Annotated in this window: 22 protein-coding genes and 1 tRNA gene; 12 read left to right on the top strand and 11 right to left on the bottom strand. The window is 70.7% G+C overall.

All coding sequences use genetic code 11. The annotated features are described in order from the left end of the window. Positions 1–50: 50 nt before the first annotated feature. From ACE3Q8_RS06440 to ACE3Q8_RS06420, 5 genes are all read left to right on the top strand, one after another. Positions 51–596 carry an SH3 domain-containing protein gene (locus ACE3Q8_RS06440; RefSeq protein ID WP_374469428.1) on the top strand — a complete coding sequence of 182 codons (546 nt, stop codon included), beginning with the start codon at positions 51–53 and terminating at the stop codon, positions 594–596. 86 nt (positions 597–682) lie between these two features. After that, positions 683–1,195, top strand: a complete 513-nt coding sequence (gene fabA / locus ACE3Q8_RS06435) for a 3-hydroxyacyl-[acyl-carrier-protein] dehydratase FabA (RefSeq protein ID WP_374469427.1) — start codon at positions 683–685, stop codon at positions 1,193–1,195. 27 nt (positions 1,196–1,222) lie between these two features. Further along, positions 1,223–2,434 carry a beta-ketoacyl-ACP synthase I gene (gene fabB / locus ACE3Q8_RS06430; protein ID WP_374469426.1) on the top strand — a complete coding sequence of 404 codons (1,212 nt, stop codon included), beginning with the start codon at positions 1,223–1,225 and terminating at the stop codon, positions 2,432–2,434. Next, positions 2,431–2,625: an oxidoreductase-like domain-containing protein gene (locus ACE3Q8_RS06425; RefSeq protein ID WP_374469425.1), complete on the top strand. Its 195-nt coding sequence runs from the start codon at positions 2,431–2,433 to the stop codon at positions 2,623–2,625. The genes fabB and ACE3Q8_RS06425 overlap by 4 nt, the downstream gene beginning before the upstream one ends. A 40-nt stretch (positions 2,626–2,665) precedes the next feature. Next, positions 2,666–3,478, top strand: coding sequence for an enoyl-ACP reductase (locus tag ACE3Q8_RS06420; RefSeq protein WP_374469424.1), 813 nt, complete (start codon positions 2,666–2,668; stop codon positions 3,476–3,478). A 25-nt stretch (positions 3,479–3,503) separates the two neighbouring features. On the opposite strand, the gene ACE3Q8_RS06415 is transcribed toward ACE3Q8_RS06420, so the two are convergent. The 3 genes from ACE3Q8_RS06415 to ACE3Q8_RS06405 are packed head-to-tail and all read right to left on the bottom strand — an operon-like array spanning position 3,504 to position 6,853. Beyond that, the gene (locus ACE3Q8_RS06415) at positions 3,504–4,115 is read right to left on the bottom strand and encodes a TetR/AcrR family transcriptional regulator (protein ID WP_374469423.1); all 612 of its coding nucleotides are present in this window, start codon (positions 4,113–4,115) and stop codon (positions 3,504–3,506) included. After that, on the bottom strand, positions 4,115–5,734 hold the full coding sequence (locus ACE3Q8_RS06410) for a DHA2 family efflux MFS transporter permease subunit (protein WP_374469422.1): 1,620 nt from the start codon (positions 5,732–5,734) through the stop codon (positions 4,115–4,117). The genes ACE3Q8_RS06415 and ACE3Q8_RS06410 overlap by 1 nt, the downstream gene beginning before the upstream one ends. Positions 5,735–5,746: 12 nt before the next feature. Further along, the gene (locus tag ACE3Q8_RS06405; protein WP_374469421.1) at positions 5,747–6,853 is read right to left on the bottom strand and encodes an HlyD family secretion protein; all 1,107 of its coding nucleotides are present in this window, start codon (positions 6,851–6,853) and stop codon (positions 5,747–5,749) included. 159 nt (positions 6,854–7,012) lie between these two features. Here ACE3Q8_RS06405 and ACE3Q8_RS06400 point away from each other — a divergent pair, with 159 nt between their 5' ends. Continuing rightward, positions 7,013–8,263, top strand: coding sequence for a UbiH/UbiF/VisC/COQ6 family ubiquinone biosynthesis hydroxylase (locus tag ACE3Q8_RS06400; protein WP_374469420.1), 1,251 nt, complete (start codon positions 7,013–7,015; stop codon positions 8,261–8,263). Positions 8,264–8,266: 3 nt separating this feature from the next. On the opposite strand, the gene ACE3Q8_RS06395 is transcribed toward ACE3Q8_RS06400, so the two are convergent. From ACE3Q8_RS06395 to ACE3Q8_RS06380, 4 genes are all read right to left on the bottom strand, one after another. Continuing rightward, complete coding sequence (locus tag ACE3Q8_RS06395; RefSeq protein ID WP_374469419.1) at positions 8,267–8,488, bottom strand: Trm112 family protein; 222 nt, start codon at positions 8,486–8,488, stop codon at positions 8,267–8,269. Between the two features lie 9 nt (positions 8,489–8,497). After that, positions 8,498–9,160, bottom strand: a complete 663-nt coding sequence (locus ACE3Q8_RS06390; RefSeq protein WP_374469418.1) for an LON peptidase substrate-binding domain-containing protein — start codon at positions 9,158–9,160, stop codon at positions 8,498–8,500. Positions 9,161–9,177: 17 nt separating this feature from the next. Beyond that, complete coding sequence (locus ACE3Q8_RS06385; protein ID WP_374469417.1) at positions 9,178–10,080, bottom strand: tetratricopeptide repeat protein; 903 nt, start codon at positions 10,078–10,080, stop codon at positions 9,178–9,180. Between the two features lie 70 nt (positions 10,081–10,150). Beyond that, complete coding sequence (locus ACE3Q8_RS06380) at positions 10,151–10,681, bottom strand: prolyl-tRNA synthetase associated domain-containing protein (RefSeq protein WP_374469416.1); 531 nt, start codon at positions 10,679–10,681, stop codon at positions 10,151–10,153. An 81-nt stretch (positions 10,682–10,762) separates the two neighbouring features. On the opposite strand from ACE3Q8_RS06380, the gene ACE3Q8_RS06375 reads away from it, so the two are divergent. Beyond that, positions 10,763–11,506 carry a DUF6065 family protein gene (locus tag ACE3Q8_RS06375; RefSeq protein ID WP_374469415.1) on the top strand — a complete coding sequence of 248 codons (744 nt, stop codon included), beginning with the start codon at positions 10,763–10,765 and terminating at the stop codon, positions 11,504–11,506. A gap of 87 nt (positions 11,507–11,593) precedes the next feature. Further along, positions 11,594–11,668, top strand: a tRNA-Gly gene (locus ACE3Q8_RS06370). Between the two features lie 103 nt (positions 11,669–11,771). On the opposite strand, the gene ACE3Q8_RS06365 is transcribed toward ACE3Q8_RS06370, so the two are convergent. The 3 genes from ACE3Q8_RS06365 to ACE3Q8_RS06355 form a co-directional block, all read right to left on the bottom strand. Continuing rightward, positions 11,772–14,081 (bottom strand): methyl-accepting chemotaxis protein, encoded by a 2,310-nt coding sequence (locus tag ACE3Q8_RS06365; RefSeq protein ID WP_374469414.1) that lies wholly within the window; start codon positions 14,079–14,081, stop codon positions 11,772–11,774. 176 nt (positions 14,082–14,257) lie between these two features. Then, the gene (locus ACE3Q8_RS06360) at positions 14,258–14,722 is read right to left on the bottom strand and encodes a chemotaxis protein CheW (RefSeq protein WP_374469413.1); all 465 of its coding nucleotides are present in this window, start codon (positions 14,720–14,722) and stop codon (positions 14,258–14,260) included. Continuing rightward, positions 14,722–16,548 carry a methyl-accepting chemotaxis protein gene (locus ACE3Q8_RS06355; RefSeq protein WP_374469412.1) on the bottom strand — a complete coding sequence of 609 codons (1,827 nt, stop codon included), beginning with the start codon at positions 16,546–16,548 and terminating at the stop codon, positions 14,722–14,724. Before ACE3Q8_RS06355 ends, ACE3Q8_RS06360 begins: the two co-directional genes overlap by 1 nt. Before the next feature lie 520 nt (positions 16,549–17,068). Between ACE3Q8_RS06355 and ACE3Q8_RS06350 the strand changes: the two genes are divergently transcribed. Both ACE3Q8_RS06350 and ACE3Q8_RS06345 read left to right on the top strand, forming a co-directional pair. Next, positions 17,069–18,742 carry an MFS transporter gene (locus tag ACE3Q8_RS06350; RefSeq protein WP_374469411.1) on the top strand — a complete coding sequence of 558 codons (1,674 nt, stop codon included), beginning with the start codon at positions 17,069–17,071 and terminating at the stop codon, positions 18,740–18,742. Between the two features lie 124 nt (positions 18,743–18,866). Beyond that, a complete protein-coding gene (locus ACE3Q8_RS06345) occupies positions 18,867–22,253 on the top strand; it encodes a PAS-domain containing protein (RefSeq protein WP_374469410.1) in 3,387 nt (1,128 codons plus the stop codon). Here ACE3Q8_RS06345 and ACE3Q8_RS06340 read toward each other — a convergent pair whose 3' ends face one another. After that, positions 22,254–22,883, bottom strand: coding sequence for a response regulator (locus ACE3Q8_RS06340; protein WP_374469409.1), 630 nt, complete (start codon positions 22,881–22,883; stop codon positions 22,254–22,256). 170 nt (positions 22,884–23,053) lie between these two features. Between ACE3Q8_RS06340 and ACE3Q8_RS06335 the strand changes: the two genes are divergently transcribed. Together ACE3Q8_RS06335 and acs are read left to right on the top strand one after the other, a co-directional pair. Further along, positions 23,054–24,379, top strand: a complete 1,326-nt coding sequence (locus ACE3Q8_RS06335; RefSeq protein ID WP_374469408.1) for a DcaP family trimeric outer membrane transporter — start codon at positions 23,054–23,056, stop codon at positions 24,377–24,379. A gap of 13 nt (positions 24,380–24,392) precedes the next feature. Beyond that, positions 24,393–26,339: an acetate--CoA ligase gene (gene acs, locus ACE3Q8_RS06330; RefSeq protein ID WP_374469407.1), complete on the top strand. Its 1,947-nt coding sequence runs from the start codon at positions 24,393–24,395 to the stop codon at positions 26,337–26,339. Positions 26,340–26,403: the final 64 nt, after the last annotated feature.

Here is a 26,403-nt window from a genome sequence, read left to right as displayed (position 1 = left end):
GATGCGCCGCCTTCGGCGCCTCGTTGACGAAGACCTGTAGCAAAGGGTCCATGGGCGGCCAAGGCGAGGCGGTGCGAATGCTAGGGGCTGGGCGACAGGCGCCGAAATGGGCCGCGCTGGCGCTGGTCCTCGCCTGCGCGGCAGGCGGAAGCGCGCAGGCGGCCGACCGACCGACCCCATCCGGCCTGCCGGTGCCCCGCTGGGTGACGCTGAAGTTCTCCGAGGTGAACGCCCGCAAGGGCCCCGGCGACGACCACCGGCTGCTGTGGGTCTACCGCGCACGCGGCCTGCCGGTGCAGGTGGTGGCCGAGACCAGCGAGTGGCGCAGGATCTGCGACCCGGACGGCGGCCTTGCCTGGGTGCACAAGCGCACGACGGATGGCCGGCGCAGCCTGATGAATCCCCGGCCCCGGCCGCTGGCCATCCAGCGCAGCCCCAAGCCGGGCGCCAAGGCGGTGGCCTACCTCAACGCCCGCTCGCTCGCCTCGCTCGTGCGGTGCGAGGACGGCTGGTGCAAGGTCAAGGCCGGGCGCGCCACCGGCTGGGTCCGGGAGGCCGAGGTCTGGGGGACCGCGGCGGCCCCGCAGTGCCGCTAGGCGGACCCCGCCGCCGTTCTCGGCCGTTGAGCGCCCCGGCGGGCTCTGCTACGGCCTGACCCCTTCGCAAAGCCACGGATCACAAGATGAGCGTCAAGGCCAAGGACCACTATAGCCACGAGGAGCTGCTGGCCTGCGCGCGCGGCGAGATGTTCGGGCCGGGCAACGCGCAGCTTCCGGCGCCGCCGATGCTGCTGTTCGACCGCATCATCCACATCGACGACAACGGCGGCGAACACGGCCTGGGCTATATCGAGGCCGAGTTCGACATCAATCCGAGCCTCTGGTTCTTCGACTGCCACTTCCTCGGCGACCCGGTGATGCCGGGCAGCCTGGGGCTGGACGCGCTCTGGCAGCTCGTGGGCTTCTACCTGGGCTGGATCGGCGGCAAGGGCCGCGGCCGGGCGCTGGGCTGCGGCGAGGTGAAGTTCGCCGGCGAGGTCACCCCCGACATCAAGCTCGTCACCTACAAGATCCAGATGAAGCGCGTGATCAACCGCCGCCTCGTCATGGGGATCGGCGACGGGGTGCTCGAAGCCGACGGAAAGCCCATCTACACCGCGCAGGACCTGCGCGTCGGCCTCTACCAGCGGGCGTAGATCCGCGGCGGAAACGGGGAAGGAAGAATGCGTCGCGTCGTCGTCACCGGGATGGGCATCGTCTCGTCCATCGGCAACAACACCAACGAGGTTCTGGCGTCGCTGCGCGAGGCCAAGTCCGGGATCTCGGCCTCTGCCGAGTTCAAGGAGATGGGTTTCCGCTGCCAGGTCCAGGCCGCGCCGCAGATCGACTGGGAGAGCCTGGTCGACCGCCGCGCCGCGCGGTTCCTCGCCCAGGGCACGGCCTACGGCCACATCGCCATGGAGCAGGCGATCGCCGACTCCGGCCTCGAGGAGTCCGAGATCTCGAACGAGCGCACCGGCCTGGTGGTCGGCTCCGGCGGCCCGTCCACCCGGGTGATCGTGGAAGCGGCCGAGATCACCCGCACCAAGGGTCCCAAGCGGATCGGCCCCTTCGCCGTGCCGAAGGCCATGAGCTCCGGCCCCTCGGCCACGCTCGCCACCTGGTTCAAGATCCGCGGCATCAACTATTCGATCTCGTCGGCCTGCGCGACCAGCGCCCACTGCATCGGCAACGGCTACGAGCAGATCCTGCTCGGCAACCAGGACATCGTCTTCGCCGGCGGCGTGGAGGAGCTCGACTGGACCCTGTCGAACATGTTCGACGCCATGGGCGCCATGAGCACCAACTTCAACGAGACCCCGGCCGTGGCCAGCCGCGCCTACGACCGTGACCGGGACGGCTTCGTGATCGCCGGCGGCTCCGGCATCGTGGTGCTGGAGGAGTACGAGCACGCCAAGGCGCGGGGCGCCAAGATCTATGGCGAGATCGTCGGCTATGCGGCCAATTCCGACGGCTACGACATGGTCGCCCCCTCGGGCGAGGGCGCGGTGCGCGCCATGCGCATGGCCATGAAGGGCGCCGGCGGCCGGACCATCGACTACCTGAACCCGCACGGCACCTCGACGCCGGTGGGCGACGCCAAGGAGATGGACGCGGTCCGCGAGGTGTTCGGCGACAAGGCTCCGCTGATCTCGTCCACCAAGTCGCTGACCGGCCACAGCCTGGGCGCGGCCGGGGCGCAGGAGGCGATCTACAGCCTCCTGATGCTCAACAACGGCTTCGCCTGCGAGAGCGCGCACATCGAGAACCTGGACCCGGCGTTCGAGGGCCTTCCGATCGTGCGCCAGCGCATCGACCGCGACCTGGAGACGGTGATGAGCAACTCCTTCGGCTTCGGCGGGACCAACGGCTGCCTGGTGATGAGCCGGGCGTGAGCCTGCCCCCGGGCGTCCCGCGCCGGCCCGAGCAGCCGGACGACGAGATGTGCTGCAAGCGCGGCTGCGACCCGTGCATCTTCGACTACTACGAGCGCGCCCTGGACCGCTGGGAGGCGAAGGTGCGCGCGCTCGGCCATGATCCGGCGCAGCTCGTCGCCTCCGGGTCGGGGGTGACACCGAAGGCCTGATCCGCCACAAACCGCCCACGAACCAGACGGGAGACGCCAAGTGGCCGACGACTATCAGATGCCGAAGGGCGACCTGATGAAGGGCAAGAAGGGGGTCGTCACCGGCGTGGCGAACCACCAGTCCATCGCCTGGGGCATCGCCCGCCAGCTCGCCGCCCAGGGCGCCGAGATCGCCTTCCTCCACCTGCCGGGCATGGAGCGCCGGGTGCAGCCGCTGGCCGACGAGATCGGCGTGAAGGTGCTGGCGCCGGTGGACGTTACGGACGACGCGGCCATGGACGCCGCCTTCCAGACGGTGAAGGACGCCTTCGGCGAGATCGACTTCTTCGTCCACGCCATCGCCTTCGCCAACAAGGACGAGCTGAAGGGCTCGTTCGTGGACAACACCACCCGCGAGGGCTTCCTGCGGGCGATGAACATCTCGGCGTTCAGCTTCGTGGACTGCGCGCGGCGCGCGGCGGCGATGATGCCCGAGGCCGGCGGCTCGATCATCACCCTCACCTACATGGGCTCGGAGCGGGCGATCCCGAACTACAACACAATGGGCGTGGCCAAGGCGGCGCTGGAAGCCGCCGTTCGCTACGCCGCCCGCGACCTCGGGCCGAAGGGCATCCGGGTGAACGCGCTGTCGCCAGGGGCCATGAAGACCCTCTCGCTGGCGGGCATCTCCGGCGGCCGCGGCATGCTGGCCAAGGGCCGCTCGCTCAGCGCCATGAAGGAGGACACCTCCATGGAGGGGGTGGCCGGCGCGGCGCTGTGGCTGCTGTCGGACCTCGGCAAGTCGACCACCGGCGAGTGCGTCCACGTGGACGCCGGCTTCCACATCATGGGCTTCTCGGAGGACGAGGAGTAATCCCTCATCCTCCGGCCGAGGCGGCCTACGCCGCGTAGGCCCTCAGGAACCGGCGCGCCGCCTCGCGGGCGATGAGGTCGGCCTTGGCGGTGTCGAGGCCGCGCTCGACGCCGAGCAGGGCGGCGGTCTGGTAGGAGCCGATGACCATGCCGGCGAAGAACTCGGCCGCCTGCAGCGGGTCGGGGCAGGCGAGCCGGCCGGCGCGGGTCTCGAGATCGAGGAACTCGGCGAGCTTCAGGCGCGACTGCAGCGGGCCGGCCTCGTAGACCGCCCGCGCCACCTCGGGGGCCTCCTCGGCCCCCAGGATGGCGGCCTTGAAGAAGCCCTGGCTGCGGTTCCCCTCGACCAGCTTCGCCAGCAGGATCCGCCCGAAGGCGGCGAGCGCCTGCGCCGGGTCGGCGATGCCCTCGGGCGTCTCCAGCGGCGCGGTCATCTCGTGCACGCGGCGGTCGCACAGCGCCCGCACCAGCTCGGCCTTCGAGCCGTAGTGGTTGTAGATGGTCTGCTTGGAGACGCAGGCCCGCCGCGCGATCTCCTCCATGGGGGCGGAGACCCCGCGCTCGCCCAGGACCTCGACGGCGGCGTCCAGGATGGCCTCGCTCTTGGCGAGGTCGATTTGTCCGGCGATGCGCGGCATCAGTGACCGCCCCCCGGCCCGGCCATGGACTTGCCCGGCCTGGCGAAGAAGGCCAGCACCATGGCCGCCCAGCAGCCCATGGCCAGGAAGGCGAAGGCGTCGCCGAAGCTGAGCACCGAGGCCTGCTTGTGCAGCAGCCCGCTGACCGCCTTGGCGGCCGCGCCCTCGGGGTTGGGCACGCCGTTGGCGGTCATGAGCTGGGTGATGCTCTCGAGCATGCCGCTGGTCGCCGGGTTGGCGGTGTTGGCCGCCGCCGCGATGTCGGCGTAGTGCACCGCCGTCTGGTGGCTGAGGATGGTCGATAGCAGGGCGAGGCCGATGGCGCCGCCGACGTTGCGGATCAGGTTAATCAGGCCCGAGGCGTCCTTCATCATGCTGACGGGCAGACTGGACACGCTCATCTGCTGGGCCGCGATCATCGCCACCATGGTGCCCAGGCCGCGGGCGACCTGCAGGGTGAAGAACTCGGCGAAGCCCCACTGGTCGGTGACCCTGACGCCGAGCTGGATCCCCCAGGCGGCCAGGGCGAAGCCGCCGACCATGGCGATCCGGGCGTCCACCGCCCGCACGATCCGGCCCGCCAGCGGGGCCGACAGGAACATGGTGAGGCCGGACACCAGCATGGTGTTGCCCACTTCCGCCGAGGAGAAGCCGCGGATGTTCCCGAGGAAGATCGGCATCAGGAAGGTGCCGCCGAACAGGCTGATCCCCGTGACGAAGGTCATGACGATGCCGAGCGAGAAGTTGCGGTCGAGGAAGGGCTTCAGCGAGACGATCGGCTGCCAGTAGGTGAGCTGCCGCCGGATGAACACGACGCCGGTGGTCGCGGCGGTCACCGTCAGCCACAGGATCACGTCGTCCTCGAACCAGTTCTCGCTGGCGCCCTCCTCCAGCACGTACTGCATGGAGAGCAGGAAGACGGTCATCAGGGCCAGGCCCCACCAGTCGATGCCCTTGGAGAGGCTGGGATCGCCCTTGTCGAAGTTGGCGTAGCGGCCGACCAGGAAGACCACCAGCAGGCCCACCGGCGCGTTGATGAAGAACAGCCAGCGCCAGCTGAGCTGGTCGGTGAGGTGGCCGCCGAGCGTCGGCCCGACCGTGGGCGCCAGGGTGACGATCAGGCCGACGATGACGTTGGCGGTCAGCCGCCGCTCGGGCGGGAAGACGGTCATGGCGGTGGCGAAGATCGGCGGGATCATCGCCCCGGCGAAGATCCCCTGCAGCGCGCGGAAGAAGATCATCATCGCGACGCTGGACGACAGGCCCACGGCGATGGAGGTCAGGATGAAGCCGATCACCGCGACCACGTAGAAGGACCGCGTCCCCCACATCTTGGTCAGGTAGGCCGTGAGCGGCATGATCACGACTTCTGCCAGCAGGTAGATCGTCTGAACCCAGCTGATCTCGTCGGCCGTGGCGCCGATGCCGGCCTGGATCTGGGTCAGCGAGCTGGCGACGATCTGGATGTCCAGAAGGGCCATGAACTGGCCGATGACCATCCCGCCGAAGCCGAGGAAGACCTTGGTCCAGTCGATCGCCTGGCCGTCCGCGCCCAGGTGGCTGGGCGCCGGCGCGGCGGGCGCCCGGGCGTCAGCAGGGGTGGCGGCGGCGTCGGTCACGGGCGTCGGGCCTTACTGGGCGGCGCCGCGGCGGGCGAACTGAGAGGGCATGACGCCGGCCTCGGCGAAGCTCGGGCCGGTGTTCTGGGTGACGCCCACCTTAACCTCCACCGAGAGGCCCGGCCGCAGGGCGCCGGCCAGCGGCTGGCTGCGATCGACGGCGATCTTCACCGGCAGGCGCTGGGCGATCTTGGTGAAGTTGCCGACGGCGTTCTCCACCGGGATCAGGGCGAACTCGGAGCCCGTGGCCGGGGCGAAGCTGTCGATCCGACCCTTGAGGGTCTGCTTGCCGAAGGCGTCGGCGCGGATCTCCACCGGCTGGCCGATGCGCAGGCGCGAGACCTGGGTCTCCTTGAAGTTGGCGACCACATAGGCGTCGCCGAGCGGCACCACGCTCATCAGGGCGCCGCCAGGGCGCACGTACTGGCCGATGCGGACGCCGCGGGCGCCGACCACGCCCGCCACCGGGGCGCGGATCTCGGTGCGGGAGAGGTCGATGCGGGCCTGTTCCACCGCCGCGCGGGCGGCGTCGGCCTGGGCCTGGGTCTGGGCGCGAGCCGAGCCCAGGGAGGCGGCGGTCCGGCGCTCGGCCTCGAGCGTCGCCTGGGCCTGGGCCACGGCGGCGGCGGCCTGCTGGTGGCTCGCGCGGGCGGTCTGGGCGCGCTGGGTGGAGACCCAGCCCTGCTGGGCGAGCTGGCCGTAGCGGTTGAGCTCGGCCTGCGCGAGGCCGGCCTCCGCCCGGGCGCTTTCCACGCCGGCTGCGCGCTGGGCGATCATCGCCTCCTCGAGCCGGGCCTTGTCGTCCACCTGGGCGACGGCGGCCTGCAGGGGCGCGGCGTTGGCTTCCGCCTGGGCGAGGCGGGCCTTGATGGTGGCGGGGTCGATGCGGACCAGGACCTGGCCAGCCTGCACCGGCTCATTGTCGTCCACCAGCACCTCGGCGACGTAGCCGTCCACCAGGGGCGCCACGGTCACCTTGTCGGCCTGGACGAAGGCGTTGTCGGTGGACTCGAACTTCTGCTTGTCGACCCACCACACCCCGCCGCCCACGGCCAGCGCCACGGCGGCCGCGCCGCCCGCCACGAGAGGAACCAGACGCTTCTTCGGCAGCCCCGCCATCACACACACACCTCAGGCAAGCGAAATCTGGACGCGAGAGTCCATCGTTCGCCGATCAGCTAGGCGCACGGGGTGTAAAGCGCAAGTGAAGATTGGACGAGACCGTCCAAGATTCCGCGGCGGCTGGACGCGGGCGGCCGTTCGTGGCGTATCCGCCACATGACCGAGCACGACGCCGACGTGATCATCGCAGGCGCGGGCATCGCCGGGGCGACCCTGGCGCTGTCCCTGCACCGGGCCGGGCTGAAGCCCGTGCTGATCGACCCGGTGGTGTTCGACGCCCAGCTCGCGCCCACCTTCGACGGCCGCGCCCACGCCATCGCCTTCGCCGCCTACCGCCAGTGGCGGGCGCTTGGCCTCGCGCCGGCCCTGGACCCGCACGCCCAGCGCATCGAGCAGATCCTGGTGACCGACGGCCGCTCGCCCGGCGCGGCGGCGGGCGACGGGACGCCGTTCTGGCTGCGCTTCGACGCCGCCGAGATCGCCGACCGCGCCGACGGCGAGCCCCTGGGCTACCTGCTCGAGAACCGCCACACCCGCGCCGCGCTGGCCGCGGCGATCGGCGAGGCCGGGATCGAGGTGCTGGCGCCCGCCCGGGTGGCGGCGGCGGCGTTCGGCCCGCGTGAGGCGGTCGTCACCCTGGCCGACGGCCGCCGGATCGCCGCCCCGCTGGCGGTGGGCGCCGAGGGCCGGGGCTCGACGCTCCGCGAGGCGGCGGGGATCAACACCATCGGCTGGGACTATCGACAGACGGGGGTGGTCGCGACGGTCCGCCTGGCGCGTCCGCACCGCGGCGTCGCCCACGAGTATTTCCTGCCCGAGGGGCCGTTCGCCATCCTGCCGCTCACCGGCGACCGGGCGAGCCTCGTCTGGACCGAGAGCGATCGCCGCGCCGCGGCGCTGAAGGCCGCCCGTCCGGAGGTCTTCCACGCCCACCTGCGCCGCCGGTTCGGCGACCACCTGGGCGAGGCCGAGGTGGAGGGGCCGATCTTCACCTATCCGCTCAGCCTGCAGCTCGCCGAGCGGTTCACCGGGCCTCGCGTGGCCCTGCTGGGCGACGCGGCCCATGGCGTGCACCCGATCGCCGGCCAGGGGCTGAACCTCGGGCTCAAGGGCGCCGCCGCGCTGGCCGAGGTGCTGGTCGAGGCCGCCCGACTGGGCGAGGACATCGGTTCGGAGGTGGTGCTGGAGCGCTACGCCGCCTGGCGGCGGTTCGACACCGTCACCCTCTCCGCCGGGATGGACGCCTTCGTCCACCTGTTCTCCAACGACAATCCGCTGGTGCGGCTGGCCCGCGGCGCGGGCATGGCGGCGGTCAACCGGATCGGGCCGGCGCGCCGGTTCTTCATGCACCAGGCCGGCGGCGCCGTGGGCGACCTGCCCCGGCTGCTGCGCGGCGAGGCGCTCTAGATCCTACTGATCCAGCTCACGGGCCTCTTCCGGCAGCATGATCGGCACGCCGTCTCGGATCGGGTAGGCGAGCTTCGCGCCGCGGCTCACCAGCTCGCCGCGGGCGCGGTCCAGCTCCAGCGGCCCGTGGGTCACCGGGCAGACCAGGATCTCCAGCAGGCGCGGGTCCACGTCCACCTCGACGGCGGGGGTCTCGGGCACGGCGGTGTCGGCGTGTTCGCTCATGGCTGGGCTTTACTGCACCGAGTGCCCGCCGTCATCGCCGTCCTCGAGGGCGTCGATCTCCAGCAGGGTGGTCAGAGCGTCGAACCGGCCTGAGAGGTCGGGGGCCTCCAGCAACGCCTGCTTCTCGGCAGGGTCGAACGGCAGGCCCATGGACAGGCTGTTGACCAGGGCTTCCAGCGGCGCGGCCGCCGCAGTCTCCCAGTCGATGTCGAGCTCGCGCCGGTTGAGGTAACGCTTGAGGGCGGTCGCGAACCGCTTGCGGGCGCTCTCCTCGGCCTGGGTGGCCTCGTCCTCGGCAAGATCCGCCTCGAAGCGGTCATAGACCGCGCGGACTTGGCGGTAGGGGGTCTTGAGGTTCAGCTCCGCGCCGGCCTCGAACCGGCAGATGCCGGTGAGCGTGATCAGATAGCGGCCGTCGGAGGTCTCGGCGTAGCTGGTGATCCGGCCTGCGCAGCCCACGTCGGCCAGGATCGGTCGCGTACGGTCGCCGCCCGGCTTCGTCTGGATCATGCCGACGATCCGGTCGCCCGCCATGACGTCGTCGATCATGTTGAGGTACCGGGGCTCGAAAATCTGCAGAGGCAGGTCGCCGCCGGGCAGCAGCAGGGCCCCGTCCAGCGGGAACACCGGGATCACCTGCGGCAGGTCGGCGGCGCGCCGGTAGGGCGCCATGGTCTTCCCCTTGCGCGTCAACTGAACAGGATCGCCGAGAGCCTGCGCCGGCCGCTCTTGGCGATCTCGGAGGTGGGACCGGCCGCCTCGAAGATGGTCAGGAGCTGCTTGCGGGCCGCCTGCTCGTTCCACTCCCGGTCCTTCTCGATGATCGAGAGCAGGTGATCGACGGCCTCTTCCATCTGCCCGCGGCCGGCGAGCGCCTTGGCGAGCTCCAGGCGGGCCTCGTGGTCGTCCGGGTCGGCGGCGAGGCGCTGCTCGAAGCCGGCGGTCTCGGAGTCGCCCTCGGCCGCCAGCGCCAGCGCGGCGCGCACGCCGTCCAGTTCGGGGTCCTTGGCCCCGTCCGTAACCATGTCGACGATCTCCTGGGCGCGCGCGGTGTCGCCGGAGGCGAGATAGACACGGGCGAGGCCCGCCATGGCCTTCACGTTCTCGGGGTCGTGGCGCAGCACCTCGGCGAAAGCCTGGGCCGCGCCGCCGAGGTCGCCCAGATCCATGGACTCACGGGCCATGTCGAGCAGGTCGTCCACCGGCGAGCCACCGCCGCCGCCCTGCTTCGCCAGCCGCTCGACGAACTGCTTCACCTGGCTCTCGGGCAGCGCGCCCATGAAGCCGTCCACCGGCCGGCCGCCCACGAAGGCGAACACCGCCGGGATCGACTGGACCCGGAGCTGGCCGGCGAAGGCCGGGTTCTTGTCGATGTCGATCTTCACCAGCTTCACCGCGCCCTTGGCCGCGGTGACGGCCTTCTCGAGCGCCGGGCCGAGCTGGCGGCAGGGGCCGCACCAGGTCGCCCAGAAGTCGACGATGACCGGCGTCTCCTTCGACGTCTCGATGACGTCCGCAACGAAGCTGGCGTCCGTGCCGTCCTTGATGATGTCGCCGGCCGGCTTGCCGGCGGTGTCCCCGATCAGGGTCATGTAGGTCCTACCCTCGCCTCGTCACGTCCAAAACGCCTCGCCGCCAAGATGGTCGCACGCCGACGGCGGTTCAACGCACCGGCTGAACCACGGCCATGGCCTCGAAGTCCACCACCATCGGCTCGACGCCGATCGCAGCCAGGAACCGGCGGAGGCCCTCGCGGGGCACGGTGGTGGTGGCGGTGTTGGTCAGCGGGTGGAAATTCACCTGCTCCGCCTCGGCCAGCGTGCGGTCCAGCACGAACCGTACGCGGCGTTCGCGATCGTTGACCAGGCCGAAGGCGGTGACCGAGCCCGGGGCGACGCCGAGGGTCTGGGCCATCAGCACCGGGCTGCCGAACGACAGGCGCGCCGAGCCGATCACGTGGTGGAGGCGCTTCAGGTCGATCTGCGCGTGGCCTTCGGCCGAGACGAGCCAGAGCTGGTCCTTGGCGTCCTTCAGGAACAGGTTCTTGGTGTGCGCGCCGGGTATGCGGGCCTTGATCTCCTCGCCCTCCTCCACCCGGAACACCGCCGGATGCTCGTGGGTCACGACCTCGACGCCGATCTCCGCCAGGAAGGCCAAGAGGCCGTCGCGGTCCTTCGCTCTCTCGTCCGTCATGGCCCCCTGATAGCGGAACTGGACGGGGGCGCCATCCGCGCTCTAAGGGTCGCGGCGTCACCGAACACGCGAGCCTGCCCGATGGAACTGGAGTGCTTCCCCGTCACCGACCGTCCGCCGGAGCTGGTGCCCGGCCGGCCGCAGCGGGCCTGGATGGACCAGTTCGCGGCCCGCCACCCCTACCGCTGCCTGCCGCTCTCCATGGCCAACTCCTCGGGCTGGGAGCTGCTGTGCCCCACCGGCTTCACCGCCGAGTGGAACGGCGGTCTGATGCAGACCGACATCACGCTTCGCCCCGATCACCCGCACCCGGACTTCCACAAGCTGGCGTCCAGCCACTTCAGCCACGGGGTGCTGACCTTCCACGCGGGCTATCTGTTCCGCACGCCGCCGGGCTGGTCGATGTGGGTGATGGGTCCGCCGAACCTGGTGAAGGACGGCATCCAGCCGCTGGCCGGGGTCGTGGAAACCGACTGGCTGCCCTTCCCCTTCACCATGAACTGGCTGTTCACGCGTCCCGGCCGGGTGCGGTTCGAGAAGGGCGAGCCCTTCTGCTTCATCACCCTGCTGCAGGACAAGACGCTGCACGAGATCCAGCCGGTGATCCGGCGCATGGATTCCGACCCCGAGCTCCGTCACCAGTACGACGTCTGGGAGAAGCACCGCAGCGAGTTCAACCAGAAGATCTTCCGCGGCGATCCGGAGGCCACCAAGGAGGCCTGGCAGCGCTACTACTTCAAGGGCGAGTTCCCGGAAGAGGTCGACGCGCCCGCCCCGCAGGGCCACGTGAACAAGCGCCGGCTGAAGGCGCCAAAATTCGGCTGAAGACCCGCTTGCAAAGGCCTGGGTCGTCTGCCATAAGCCGGCCTCTCGAATTTCGGGGCGGCCTTCGGGGCGGCTCCGGAACGGAGTGCGGGCGTAGCTCAGGGGTAGAGCACAACCTTGCCAAGGTTGGGGTCGGGCGTTCGAATCGCCTCGCCCGCTCCATATTCGAGAACCCCACAGACGCCGCCCTTCGGGGCGGCGTTTTGCTTTTCCGGGATTTCGCCAAGGGCGGCGAGGGCCGGCGCCACGCCGACCCTCGCCCTGATCAGAACTCCTGCCAGTCGCTCTTCGCGGCGGCGCCCGCCGCGGCGCCATAGGCGGCCACCAGGCGCTGCTGTTGCGACCTGGCGGGTGACGGCGCCGGCCTGGAAGCGGGCGTGGCGGCCGACGGCTGCGAGGCCGACGCGCCCACGTGGAACTGCTCCATCAGCTTCCTCAGCTCCTCGGCCTCACGCGCGAGCGAGTGGCTCGCGGCGGTGCTTTCCTCGACCATGGCGGCGTTCTGCTGGGTGACCTGGTCCATCTGGTTCACCGCGGTGTTCACCTGATGCAGGCCGGTGGCCTGTTCCTGGGCGGACGCGGCGATCTCCGAGACGATGGCGTTGATCTCGGCGACCTGCCCCGAGATCCTGTTCAGGGCCTCGCCGGCGTCGCCCACCAGGTGAACGCCCTCGTTCACCTGCTGGGTGGAGGTGGTGATCAGCTCCTTGATCTCCTTCGCCGCCTCGGCGGAGCGCTGCGCCAGGGCCCGGACCTCCATCGCGACCACGGCGAACCCCTTGCCGGCGTCTCCCGCCCGGGCGGCCTCGACGCCGGCGTTCAGGGCCAGCAGGTTGGTCTGGAAGGCGATCTCGTCGATGACCCCGATGATCTGGCTGATCTGCTCGGCGGACCGCTCGATCGCGTTCATGGCTTCGACCGCCCGGCGCACCACGTCGCCGCTCTGTTCGGCGTCGTCCTTGGCGGCCGTCACCACGGTCCTGGCGTGCTTCGCCGCTTCCGCCGTCTTGCCCACGGTGGCGGTGATCTCATCGAGCGCGGCCGCTGTTTCCTCGAGGCTGGCCGCCTGCTGCTCGGTCCGCTTCGAGAGGTCGTCGGCCGCCTGGCTGATCTGGTGCGTCCCGGCGCCGATTGCGCCGGTGTTGTTCAGCACTGCGGCCATGGCCTCCTGCAGCTTCGCCAGGGTGCCGTTGAAGTCGGTCCTCAGGCGTTCGTAGTCGGCGGCGAAGCTCTGGCTCACCCGGTGGGTGAGGTCGCCGCCCGACAGCCGGTCCAGGCCGTGCGCCAGGGCGTCCACCACCTTCGAGAGCTCGGCGGCCGCCTCTTCGCGGGCGAGCTCGTTGCGCCGCCGCTCCTCCTCGGCTTCGGCGCGCCGGGCCTCGGTCTCCGCTTCCAGGCGCCGCATCTCCAGGCCGTTGGTTTTGAACACCTCCACGGCGCGGGCCATCTCACCCACCTCGTCACGGCGCTCGGCGCCCACCACATCGACGGCATGGTCGCCGCCGGCCAGCCTGGCCATGACCCGGGACAGCTCGTTCAGCGGCGCGCCGACGAGTTTCCGCGTCGCCAGGAACAGCGCGGTCAGGACGGCGGCGATAATCAGCACGCCGCCGACCACGAGGCCCACCAGCAGGTTCCGTTCCGGTGCGCGCACGACGGCTTCCGGCGCATCCACGACGACCGCCCAGTTGGCGCCGGAAGCGGTCAGCGGCACCGGCGCGAGCTGCCGCGAGACAGGCTTCCCGCCCTCGCTGACACCTTGGACCACGATCGGCTTGCCCGCGCGGATGGCCTCGCGGATCTCGCCGGCGGCGGCGTCTTCGTAGGTCTTCATGAGCAGGGCCGGGTCGTAGTGAGAGACCCAGCGACCGTCGCCGGAGAGCAGCATCAGCCGGCCGGAGCCGAAGGGCCGCGTCTTCTCGAGGGTCGCGACCACGTCGCTCAGCGCGATGTCCAGGCCGGCGACGCCGATCAGCTTGCCGCCCGAGAACACGGGCGCCGTCAGCGAGGTCATGAGGATGGTCTTGTCGCCGACCTTGTATTCGTAAGGCTCCGTCACCGCCGGCTTTCCGGACTTGGCCGCGAGCTGATAGAACGGCTCGCCGAACACCTGTGTGTCTTCCGGCGGCTCGATGGTGACCTGGCCATCGACGCGCGCCCAGTAGGGTTCGAAGCTGCCGGTGGAGTTGGAGCCGAGGGCCTTCTGGCCGGCGAACTCGGCGTCCCGACCGTCGAAGGCGTTGGGCGCGGCGAAGAACCAGCTCCCCATGACAAGGCTGGAGGAATCCAGGGCGGGCTTCAGCATCGCCATGACGGTGGCCCGATCGCGGACCCCGTGCTCGTGGGCGGCGCCGACTGCGCTGGCCATCGCCGTCGCCGTATCCTGCACGCCCCGGAGCTCGCCGGCCAGCCGCATCGCCTCGGCCTGTCCCAGCGATGCGCTGTAGTTGTCCGAAAGTCCGCGGACCGTCCGGGACGACTGAAACGCCACGAGGCTGCACGCCAGCAGGAGCAGGAGGCCGATGGTCGCCCCCGCCGCCAGCATGAGCTTTGAGCTGACCGAGTTTACGCGCACGACGAGATTCCCCCAGACTTGTTCTTCCGGGGAAGTCGGGGCCAGGAACCTCAAGACACAGTTAACTCGCACAACCGGTCTAAGGAAAGCTGCGGCGGTCCCGTGGGCGGGGCTGGGGCCAGCTCGAGGGCGCGCCCGGCCAGAGTGCGGGCGCGCCACAGTCCGAGCGGGGCCGCTCAGGCGGCCATGGCGGTCTCGGGGAGGGCGCCGTCGAGGTCGAGCAGGGTGACGATGGCGTCCTCCATGGTGATGACGCCGCGCACGAAGTCGGCTTCCGGGCCGCCGCCCCCCAGTTCGGGGGCCGCCTGGATCTGGGCCGACTCCACCGTGATGATGTCGCAGACCGCGTCCACCAGCAGGCCGACGGGCCGGCCGGCGAGCTCGGCCACGACCACCACCGAAGAGGCGTCCGGGCTGCGCGGCGGCAGGCCGAGCCGGGCGGAGAGGTCCAGCACCGGCAGCACCGCGCCCCGCAGGTTGATCATCCCCAGCACATAGCCGGGTGCGTGCGGCAGGGGCGTGGACGCCGTCCAGCCGCGAATCTCGCGCACCCGCATGATGTCGAGGGCGAACAGCTGGGATCCGACCTGGATCGAGATCAGCTCACGGGCGCCGGCCGGCGCGTCGGCCGAGCCGTGCATCAGAACTCCTCCCAGTTGTCGGCGTCGGCCGTGGGCTCGGGCTTGCGGAGCGCGCCGCCGCCGCCGCCGTGGGTGGAGACGGTCTTCAGCGCCGTCGCCGTGCGAGGGGCCGGCGTCGCCTGACGCCGGGCCGGCTGGCCCGCGGCGACCGCGGCCTCGCCCACCTTGAAGCGGGAGATCAGTTGCGAGAGCGCTTCGGCGTCCTGGGCCAGGCTGTGGCTGGCGGCCGTGGACTGCTCCACCATGGCGGCGTTCTGCTGGGTCACCTGGTCCATCTGGTTCACCGCGGTGTTCACCTGATGCAGGCCGGTGGCCTGTTCCTGGGCGGACGCGGCGATCTCGGTGACGACGGTGGTGATGTCGGCCACCTGGGCGACGATCCGCTCGAGCGCCTGGCCCGTCTCGCCGACCAGCGACACCCCCTGACCGACCTGTTCGGTGGAGGTGGAGATCAGGGTCTTGATCTCCTTGGCCGCGTCGGCCGAGCGCTGTGCGAGCGCCCGCACCTCGGAGGCGACGACGGCGAAGCCCTTGCCGGCGTCGCCGGCCCGGGCCGCTTCGACCCCGGCGTTCAGGGCCAGCAGGTTGGTCTGGAAGGCGATCTCGTCGATCACCCCGATGATCTGGCCGATCTGGGCGGACGATTTCTCGATGCCGCTCATCGCCTCCACCGCCTGGCGGACCACCTCGCCCGAGCGCTCGGCGTCGCTCTTGGCGGTATTGACCACGTCGCGGGCATGGTTGGCGCCCTCGGCCGTCTTGCGGACGGTGGCCGTGATCTCGTCGAGCGCCGCCGCCGTCTCCTCCAGGCTCGCGGCCTGCTGCTCGGTGCGCTTGGACAGGTCGTCGGCCGCCTGGCTGATCTCATCGGTGCCCGAGCGCATGCCGCGCACGTTGGCCGAAACCACCTTCATGGTCTCCTGGAGCTGGTCCATGGCTCCGTTGAAGTCGGCGCGGAGCTTCTCGTACTCCTCGGCGAACGGCTGGTTCAGGCGGAACAGCAGGTCGCCCGCGGCCAGCTTCTCCAGGCCGGTGGCGATGCCGTCCACCACCATCTGCTGCTGACGGGCGGCCTCGGCCTTGGCGGCCTCCTGGCGGCGGCGCTCCTCCTCGGCGGCCTTGGCCTGCTCGGCGGTCATGCCTTCGAGGCGGAGCTTCTCGATGGCGGCGTCCTTGAAGGTCTGGACCGCGCCGGCCATCTGGCCGAGCTCGTCGCCGCGGCCGACGCCGGGAATGTCGACAGTGTTGTCGCCGTCCGCCAGCTTGCGCATCGCGCCGGTCATGTCGACCACAGGGCGGGCGACCGTACGGGCCATCAACAGGGCCATGAGCGCCGCCACGGCGAGCGCGAGCACGGCGCTCACCACCAGAAAGATGTTGGCCAGATGGACCGCGTCCTTCTGGATCTCCATCCGCTCGTTCTGGATCGCGTGCTGGGCCTTCTCGATCTCGCCGAGCGTGTCGCGCAGGTCGCGGAGCGTGCGCTTGCCGAGCATGGCCAGCGCCTCTCCTCGGGTCGCCGGGTTGCGGGCGAGTTCGAGCGGGCGTTCGGCATGCTCCACGCGCCAGGCGGCGAACTGCTGGCCGAGCTTCTGGACGCGCGCCTTCTGCTCGGGGCTGGCGGTGTTCTCCTCGAAGTGCTTCATCGCCGTGTCGACGGCGGCCTTCTGCTCCTTGTAGGTCTCATAGAAGCTCTCGTCGCCACCGGAGACCACGAAGCCGCGGATGGCGTTCTGCTGCTCCACCAAGCCGCGCAGCATTGTCTGCACGTCCATGGACAGGTCGTAGGTGCGGTCGTTCTTCTCGGCCGCAGAACGGATCGTCATCAGTTTGCTGAAGACGAGAGCGTCGCCCAGCGTCGAAACAAGGATGATCGCTGCAAACGCAACGATCAGCTTGTTTGAGATCTTCAGATTTTGCAGACGCATAGTGATTCGCCCTCCAGCTTAGACGCTCTCCAATGTTCGGAGCCATTGGGTGCTCGACGGCGATTGCAATTGTCTTACCGCGGATTTTATCATGAAGAACGTTGTTCAAGCGTGCTTGTTTGCAAATAAGCAATTTGCAATCCGGGGTAGGCGGATCGAGAGGCGACGCACTGGCGAAGGGCCTCGAGAAGCTTGAATACGCAACCGTAGATGTGCGGAGCGACGTAGTTAAACTGCGACAATCCACCGCGTTACTTGACGGAGGCCCGGCGAGCGGAAGGCGCTTTCTGGTCCGCTAGACGAAGGTCGATATCGCGCCGGCTCGGGGTGCGGTGCAGTGTTCGCGGCTGAGGGCGGAGGGGGGACCTCCGTCGGCAAGGGCGCCGTCCCGGAAGCGGGCGGGCCGCGGGAGGAACCAATGTCCAACGCCACCTACACGGCGTCGGCGACGGGGGGCGAACACGTGGTCGATCGGGACGATCGGCTGGTGATCGGCGCCTCGTCCGTCGGCACGGTCTTCGAATGGTACGATTTCTATCTGTACGGCTCGCTGGCCACCTACATCACCACCCACTTCTTCTCGGGGGTGAACGAGACCACCGGCTACATCTTCGCCCTGCTGGCCTTCGCGGCCGGCTTCGCGGTGCGCCCGTTCGGGGCCCTGGTGTTCGGCCGTCTGGGCGACCTGTGGGGCCGCAAGAACACCTTCCTGGTCACCATGCTGCTGATGGGCCTGTCGACCTTCGCGGTCGGCCTGCTGCCGTCCTATGAGCAGATCGGCGTGGCGGCGCCGGCCATCCTGATCGTCATGCGCCTGGTCCAGGGCCTGGCGCTGGGCGGCGAGTACGGCGGGGCGGCGACCTACGTCGCCGAGCACGCGCCGCACGGCAAGCGCGGCCTCTACACGAGCTGGATCCAGACCACGGCCACCATGGGGCTGTTCCTCAGCCTGGCGGTGATCCTGGTCACCCGCATCGGCATGGGCGAGGAGGCGTTCGGGGACTGGGGCTGGCGCATCCCGTTCCTGGTGTCGATCATCCTGCTGGGCGTCTCCATGTGGATCCGCCTGAAGCTGCAGGAAAGCCCGGCCTTCGCCCGCATGAAGGCCGAGGGGAAGGGCTCCACCCAGCCGCTGAAGGAAAGCTTCGCCCGCTGGGGCAACCTGAAGATCGTCATCCTGGCGCTGGTGGGCCTCACCGCCGGCCAGGCGGTGGTCTGGTACACCGGGCAGTTCTACGCGCTGTTCTTCCTCGAGAAGATGCTGAAGGTCGACGGGGCGCTGACCAACACCCTGGTGGCGGTGGCGCTGCTGATCGGCACGCCATTCTTCATCTTCTTCGGCTGGCTGTCGGACAAGATCGGCCGCAAGCGGATCATCATGGCCGGCTGCCTGCTGGCGGCGCTGACCTACTTCCCGCTGTTCAAGGCGCTGACCTGGTCGGCCAACCCCGATCTGGCCCGCGCCGCGGCCACCAGCCCGGTGACGGTGGTCGCCGACCCGAACGACTGCTCCGTGCAGTTCGACCCGGTGGGCAAGACCGTGTTCAACAAGAGCTGCGACATCGCCAAGTCCTACCTGGCCAAGGCGGGCGTCACCTACCTGAACGAGGCCGCGCCGGCCGGCTCGGTCGCCCAGGTGCGGGTCGGCGAGACGGTGATCGCCTCCTTCCCGGGCCAGACCCTGCCGAAGGCCGAGTTCGCCGCGCAGAAGAAGGCGTGGGAAACCAACATGGGCAAGGTGCTGGCCGCCGCCGGCTACCCCGCGAAGGCCGACCCCGCCAAGGTCAACAAGGTCGCCGTGGTCGGGATCCTCACCCTGCTGGTGATCTACGTGACCATGGTCTACGGCCCGATCGCGGCCATGCTGGTGGAGCTGTTCCCGACGCGGATCCGCTACACCTCGATGAGCCTGCCCTACCACATCGGCAACGGCTGGTTCGGCGGCTTCCTGCCCACCACCTCCTTCGCCATGGTGGCGGCCACGGGCAACATCTACTACGGCCTCTGGTACCCGGTGGTGGTGGCGTCGGTCACCTTCGTGATCGGCATGCTGTTCGTCCGAGAGACCAAGGACGTCGACATACACGCCTGACGCTCCACCTCCCCAAGGCGTGTGGCGGGCGGCCCCGGCGGCCGCCCGCCTTCGTTTGCGACCAAGGTCGGCTTGCCGAACGGCCCGCCGGGGCGTCTGATCCCCGGGTCGGCAGGGAGGACCCGTGAGCGCCTGGCTGGTCATTCTGGCGGTGGCCGTCTACATGGCCGCGCTCTTCAACGTGGCCTGGCGCGGCGACCGCGACGCCGCCGCCCGGACCGACGTGCGCCGCCGGGCGGTCACCTACGCCCTGTCGCTCGCCGTCTACTGCACGAGCTGGACCTACTTCGGCGCCGTGGGCACCGCCGCCCGCTCCGGTTGGGAGTACGTCACTATCTACCTGGGGCCGCTGCTGGCGGTGACCGTGATGTTCCCGCTGTGGCGGCGGGTGGCCGCGGCGGCCAAGCGCGGCAACGTGGGCTCGATCGCCGACTTCGTCGCGGCCCGATACGGCAAGAGCCGGCTGCTGGGCGGCCTCGCGGCCCTGGTCGCGGTCGCCGGCTCGCTGCCGTACATCGCCCTGCAGCTCAAGTCCCTGGCCACCGGCTGGGCGGTGATGACCCAGGGCGGCGCGGACGGCGCGCCCGCAGAGGGGACGGTGCTTGCCATCGCCATCGGCCTGGCGGGCTTCGCCATCCTGTTCGGCGCCCGGCGCGCCGACCTGACCGAGCATAACCGCGGCCTCGTCCAAGCCATCGCCTTCGAGTCCATCGTCAAGCTCGCCGCCCTGCTGGCCGCCGCCCTGCTGGCGGTGGTGCTGATCGCCGGCGCCGGGCGGCCGCTGGACGACGCGCTGGGCCCTCTGGGCGAGCCGCCGACGCTGGACGCCCGCTTCCTGGTGATGACCCTGCTGTCGGCGGCGGCGGTCTTCTGCCTGCCCCGGCAGTTCCACATGGGCTTCGTCGAGCTCGCCGACCTGGACGACGCACGCGAGGCGCGTCGAACCTTCACCCTCTACCTGATCCTCACCAGCGTGGCCGTGGTCCCGATCGTCGCCGCCGGCGCCCTGCTGCCATCGGGCTACACCAACCCGGACCTGTTCGTGCTGGGCCTGCCGCTGGAGTTCGGGGCCGCCCCGCTGACGCTATTCGTCTTCCTGGGCGGCTTCTCGGCGGCGACCGCCATGGTGATCGTCGAGACGGTGGCGCTCTCGGCCATGGTCTCCAACGAGCTGATCCTGCCGCTGGCCGCCAAGCGGCGCTGGCGGGAGGGCGCGCGGGCCGACTTCGCCCGCATGATCCTGTTCGTCCGGCGCCTGGCCATCGTCGGGGTCCTGCTGCTCGCGTGGCTCTACTTCCGGGCCATGGACCGATCGGAGGCGCTGGCCTCCATCGGCCTCACCGCCTTTGCCGCGCTGGCCCAGCTCGCGCCGGTGCTGGTGGGCGCGGTGCTCTGGAAACGGGGGACGGCGGCGGGGGCGCTGGCCGGGCTCGCCACCGGCTTCGCCGCCTGGATCTACAGCATCGCCCTGCCGCAGCTCGGCTTTATCGAGCCGCCGGGATGGATGGGCCGGGGCGACCCTCTGGTGGTCGGCGTCTTCTGGAGCCTGGCGCTGAACGTCGGCCTGTTCATCGGCGTCTCCCTGCTGACCCGGCCCAGGCTGGTGGAGCGGATCCAGGCCGCGGTGTTCGTGGAGGACGCCGAGCCCCTGGCGGAAGGGCCGAGCCACCCGCTCGGCGGCGCGGTGGGCGACTTGCGCGACCTGATGGCCCGGTTCATGGGCGAGGCCGCCGCCCGGCGGAGCTTCGCCGACCTCTCCCGGGAGCTCGGCCGGCCCCTGCGCGACCACGAGCCGGTGACGCCGGCGCTGGCGCGCGCGATCGAGCGGCGGCTGGCAGGCGCGGTGGGCGCAACCTCGGCCCGGGGCGTCATCGCCGCGGCGCTCTCGGGGGCGGCGCGTGGGCCGGACGACGTCACCCGCCTGCTCGACGAGGCGGCGCAGGCCGTCCAGTTCAACCGCGAGCTCCTGCAGGCCACGCTCGACAACATGAGCCAGGCGGTCAGCGTGGTGGACGCCGACCTGCGGCTGATCGCCTGGAACGCCGCCTACCTGAAGCTCTTCCACTTCCCGTCCGGCTTCATCCACGTCGGCAAGCCCATCGCCGAGGTGATCCGCTGGAACGCCGAGCGCGGCGAGTGCGGGCCGGGCGGGATCGACGTGCACGTGGAGCGTCGCCTGCTGCACCTGAAGCGGCGGACGCGGCACACCTTCGAGCGCCTGCGGCCCGACGGGCGGATCATCCGCTCGGCCGGTGCGCCCATGCCGGGCGGCGGCTACGTCACGACCTACACCGATATCACCGAGGACAAGCAGCGGCAGGCCTCGCTGGAGCAGGCGGCGCGGGACCTGGAGGAAGCCAACGAGCGGCTGGAGGCCCGGGTGGCCGAGCGGACCCGGGCGCTGGCCGAGGCCACGGCTCGCGCGGAGGCGGCGACGGCGTCGAAGAGCCGGTTCCTCGCGGCCGCCAGCCACGACCTGCTGCAGCCGCTGCACGCCGCGCGCCTGTTCGTCGCTGCGCTCGGCGAGGAGGTCCGCCCCGGCGACAGCGAGACCCGCGCTCTGGCCCGCGACGCCGACCTCGCCATCGCGACCGCCGACCGCCTGCTGCGCGCCCTGCTCAACCTCTCGAAGCTGGAGGCGGGCGGGGTGAAGCCGGAGCTGCGGCCGGTCTCGGTGGCCGCGCTGCTGCGCGAGCTCGAGCGCGAGTTCGCGCCCATGGCCGCCGAGAAGGGCCTGCGCCTGGCCGTCCGGCCGTCGACCGCCTGGGTGCGCTCGGATCCCGACCTGCTGCGCTCGCTGCTGCAGAACCTGGTCAGCAACGCTATCCGCTACACCGAGCGGGGCGGGGTGCTGGTGGCCGCCCGCCGGCGCGGCGCGGACCTGCGGTTCGACGTTTGGGACACCGGCCGCGGCATCCCCGACCACAGCCGCGACGCCATCTTCCGCGAGTTCCACCGGGTCGGCGGCGAGGCCGAGCCGGGCATGGGCCTGGGATTGGCCATCGTCGACCGGGTCGCCAAGCTGCTCGGGCATCCGGTGGCCGTCCGTTCGGTCCTGAAGCGCGGCAGCATGTTCAGCGTCTCCACGCCCGCCTGTCCGCCGGCCCAGACGCCCGCCGCCGCCCCGCGGCCGCGCGGCGGCGCGCTCACCGGCCTGCGCGTGCTGTGCGTCGACAACGAGCCGGCGATTCTCGACAGCCTGCGCGCCCTGCTGCGCCGTTGGGGCGCGGAGGTGGACACCGCGGTCGCGGCGGCGGCGGTCGCGGAAGGCGCCGGCCCGTGGGATGCGGCCCTGATCGACTACCACCTCGGCTCGGCCGACGACGGCCTCGCGGTGATCGCCCGCCTGGGCGACCGGCTCGGCCGCACGGCGCTCGTCACCGCCGAGAGCGACGCAACGGTGCTGGAGCGGGCGCGGCGCCTGGGCGTGACGGTGATCGGCAAGCCGGTCCAGCCGGCGGCGCTGAAGGCCTTCCTGTCGCGGGCGCGGCACGCCGCGGCGGCGGAATAGTCAGGCCGCGTCGCTGTCCAGCATCAGGGCTTCGGCGGCGATCACCGCCTGGGTGCGGTTCAGAACGCCGAGCTTGCGGAAGATGGCCGTCATGTGCGCCTTCACGGTGGCCTCGGTGACTCCGATCTCGTAGGCGATCTGCTTGTTCAGCCGGCCCCGCCGGAGCCCCACCAGGATGCGGAGCTGGGCGGGCGTGAGGGAGGCGATCCGCTCGGCCGCCGCGTCGTCCCGCTCCGGATCGGGCACGGCCGGGGCCCAGGCGTCGCCGGCAAGCACCGTCTCCAGCGCCTCGACCATGGTCTCCAGCGACGCCGACTTCGGGATGAAGCCGGACGCGCCGAAGGCGAGCGCACGGCGGACGGTCTCGTCGTCCTCGCTGGCGGAGACCACCACCACCGGAGCAGCCGGGAACTCGGCGCGCAGGGTGAGCAGGCCGGTGAAGCCGTCGCAGTCCGGCATCCGGAGGTCGAGCAGCACGAGGTCGACGGCGGGCGTCTCCCGCAGCCGGTCGAGGGCGCCGCTGAGGGTCGAGGCTTCCAGGATGCGTGCGTCGGAGCGCACCCGCCGCACGGCGGTGCTGAGCGCGGTGCGGAATAGAGGATGGTCGTCCGCAAGCAGGACGCCAGTCATCGCTTCCTCCCGGGCCGCACTTCGGCGGCCTCGACAGCAGACTGCATGTGTGTGCGTCCGGCGTCGATCACTTGCAGTCTACGACTTTCGTCTATTCTCGACCAACGGCTAATAGCGCGCGGGTCCCAGGCGCCCCGTGATCACCCCCAAACTATGTGAGGGGGAAACACATGCGTCTTCACCTGCTCTGCGGAGCGGCTGTAGCCGCCCTGTCCGTGATCCCGCAGGCCGCCTTCGCGCAGGATGCCAAGACCGCCGAACTGGAGGCGCGGGTGCGGCAGCTCGAGGAGGCCCTCGCCGCCGTCAAGGCGGAGCTCGCGGCCCGCCCGGCGCCCGCGCCCGCCGCGCCGCCGGTCATCCAGATCCCGCAAGCCCAGGCGCCCGCCGCCGCGCCGGCGCCGCCGGCCGACGGCTTCCGGATCGGCGCGCACACGGTGAAGTACGGCGGCTTCCTGAAGCTGGACGCCATGGCCACCCAGTACGAGGACGGCGACCTGCCGAACAGCGACCTCGGCCGCGACTTCCTGCTGCCGGCCACCATCCCGATCGGCGGGCCGGGCGACGAGGAGACCCACTTCAACGCCCGCCAGACGCGCCTGTGGCTGACCACCGACGGCGTCGTCGCCGGCCGCAAGGTGGGCACGCGGGTGGAGATGGACTTCCAGACCCTGCCGGGCGCGGGGGACCAGCGCACCACCAGCCCCTCCAACCTGTCCCTGCGGCGGGCCTTCATCACCGTCGACAACTGGCTGTTCGGCCAGGAGTGGTCGACCTTCCAGAACACCGCCGTCCTGCCGGAGACGGCGGACTACATCGGCCCGACCGCGGGCACGATCTTCGTGCGGCAGGCCCAGGTCCGCTACACCCGCGGGCCGTTCTCCATCGCCGTGGAGAACCCGGAGACCACCGTCACCCCGTTCCGCGGAGGCGCTCGGATCCTGGCCGACGACTCCGTCATGCCGGACATCGCCGCCAAGTTCGAGCTGAAGCGGCCGTTCGGCGACTTCGCCCTGGCCGGGCTGGTCCGCCAGCTTGCTGTCGAAGAAGGCGCCGTCGACGACAAGACGACGGGCTGGGGCGTCTCTTTCTCGGGCAAGGTGAAGGTGGGCCCGCGCGACGACCTGCGGTTCATGATCACCCACGGGGAGGGCATCGGTCGCTACGTTGGCCTGAACCTCGCCAACGACGCGGTGGTGACCGCCAGCGGAAACCTCGAGGCCATACCGCTGACCGCCGGCTTCGCCGCCTACCGGCACGTCTGGCGCGAGGGCCTGCGGTCCAACCTGATCTACGCCAACCAAGTCATCGACAACGACGGCGCGCTCACCGGCCTGGCGGTGAACGAGAGCTCGCAGAGCCTGCACTTCAACCTGATCTGGTCGCCGATCCGCGGCCTCGACGTGGGCGCCGAGGTGATGCGCGCGGAGCGGGAGCTGGAATCCGGCGTCTCCGGCGAGCTCAACCGCTTCCAGGCCTTCGCCAAGTACAGCTTCTGACCGGACGATCCCCATGAGCCACGACCAGTCCCTCCCGCCGCCGCCGGAATGGGCGGCCAACGCCCTCGTCGACCGGAGCCGCTACGAGGAGCTGGTGACGCTGGAGGCCCGTGATCCCGACGCCTTCTGGCGGCAGGTGGCCGGGCGACTGCACTGGTCGCGGCCCTTCACCCGGGTGAAGGACGTCAGCTACGACCTGAAGGACTTCCGGATCCGCTGGTTCGAGGACGGTCTGCTGAACGCGTCCTGGAACTGCATCGACCGGCACCTGCCGACACGCGGCGACCAGACGGCGATCATCTGGGAGGGGGACGACCCGGCCGCGGTGCGCCACATCACCTACGGCGAGCTGCACCGTCAGGTGTGCCGCATGGCCAATGTCCTGAAGCGGCATGGCGTACGCAAGGGCGACCGGGTGACCCTCTACCTGCCGATGATCCCCGAGGCCGCCTACGCCATGCTGGCCTGCGCCCGCATCGGGGCGATCCACTCGGTGGTGTTCGCGGGCTTCTCGCCCGACAGCCTGGCCGGGCGGATCAACGACTGCGACTCCAAGCTGGTGATCACCGCCGACGAGGCCGTCCGCGGCGGCAAGCGCATCCCGTTGAAGGCCAATGTGGACGAGGCGCTGGAGAGCGCGCCCGGCGTGGAGACGGTGCTGGTGGTGGCCCGCACCGGCGTCGCCACGGCCATGGCCGCCGGGCGGGACTTCGCCTACGAGGCCGAAGCGGCGCAGGTCTCGGACGACTGTCCGGCCGAGGAGATGGGCGCGGAGGACCCGCTGTTCATCCTCTACACCTCGGGCTCGACCGGGAAGCCGAAGGGCGTGCTGCACACCACCGGCGGCTACCTCGCCTGGGCGAGCTGGACCCACGAGATCGTCTTCGACTACCGCCCGGGCCAGGTCTACTGGTGCACGGCCGACGTGGGCTGGGTCACCGGCCACAGCTACATCGTCTACGGGCCACTGGCGAACGGGGCCACGACCCTGATGTTCGAGGGCGTGCCGAACTTCCCCTCGGTGAGCCGCTGCTGGCAGGTGATCGACCGCCACAAGGTGGAGATCTTCTACACGGCGCCCACCGCCATCCGTGCGCTCATGCGGGACGGCGAGGCGCCGGTGACGCGGACCTCGCGCCGGTCCCTGCGTCTGCTGGGCTCGGTGGGCGAGCCGATCAATCCCGAGGCCTGGCTCTGGTACCACCGGGTGGTGGGCGAGCACCGCTGCCCGATCGTGGACACCTGGTGGCAGACCGAAACCGGTGGGGTGCTGATCTCGCCGCTGCCGGGGGCCACGACGCTGAAGCCCGGCTCGGCCACCCGCCCGCTGCCGGGCGTCAAGCTCGCCCTGGTGGACGCGGAGGGCGCGCTGCTCGACGGCGCGGCGGAGGGCAACCTCTGCCTCACCGACAGTTGGCCCGGCCAGATGCGCACGGTCTGGAACGACCACGAGCGGTTCCTGCAGACCTATTTCAGCACCTATCCGGGGAAGTACTTCACGGGCGACGGATGCCGGCGGGACGCCGACGGCGACTACTGGATCACCGGGCGGGTGGACGACGTGCTGAACGTGTCCGGCCACCGGCTGGGCACCGCCGAGGTGGAGAGCGCGCTGGTCGCCCACCCGAAGGTCGCCGAGGCGGCCGTCGTCGGCTACCCGCACGAGGTGAAGGGCCAGGGCATCTGGTGCTACGTCACCCTCAAGGCCGGCGAGGCGCCGAGCCCCGCGCTCGAGAAGGCGCTGATCGACTGGGTCCGGCGCGAGATCGGCCCCATCGCCACGCCGGACGTGATCCAGTGGGCGCCCGGCCTGCCCAAGACCCGCTCGGGCAAGATCATGCGCCGCATCCTGCGCAAGATCGCCGAGGGCGACACCGCGAACCTCGGGGACACCTCGACGCTCGCCGATCCTGGCGTGGTCGACGACCTGATCCGGCACATGCGGCTGGAGCCCGCCTGACGGGACGTTTGGCGATCCGGACGCCGGCCGCTAAGCAGGCCGCGAAGGTTTCCGGAGTAACCAG

The sequence above is a fragment of the Phenylobacterium sp. genome, from assembly GCF_041913825.1.
Taxonomy (GTDB): Bacteria; Pseudomonadota; Alphaproteobacteria; order Caulobacterales; family Caulobacteraceae; genus Phenylobacterium.
The sequence above is the reverse complement of the archived record's forward strand: the minus strand, read 5'-3'. Positions and strand labels throughout refer to the sequence as shown.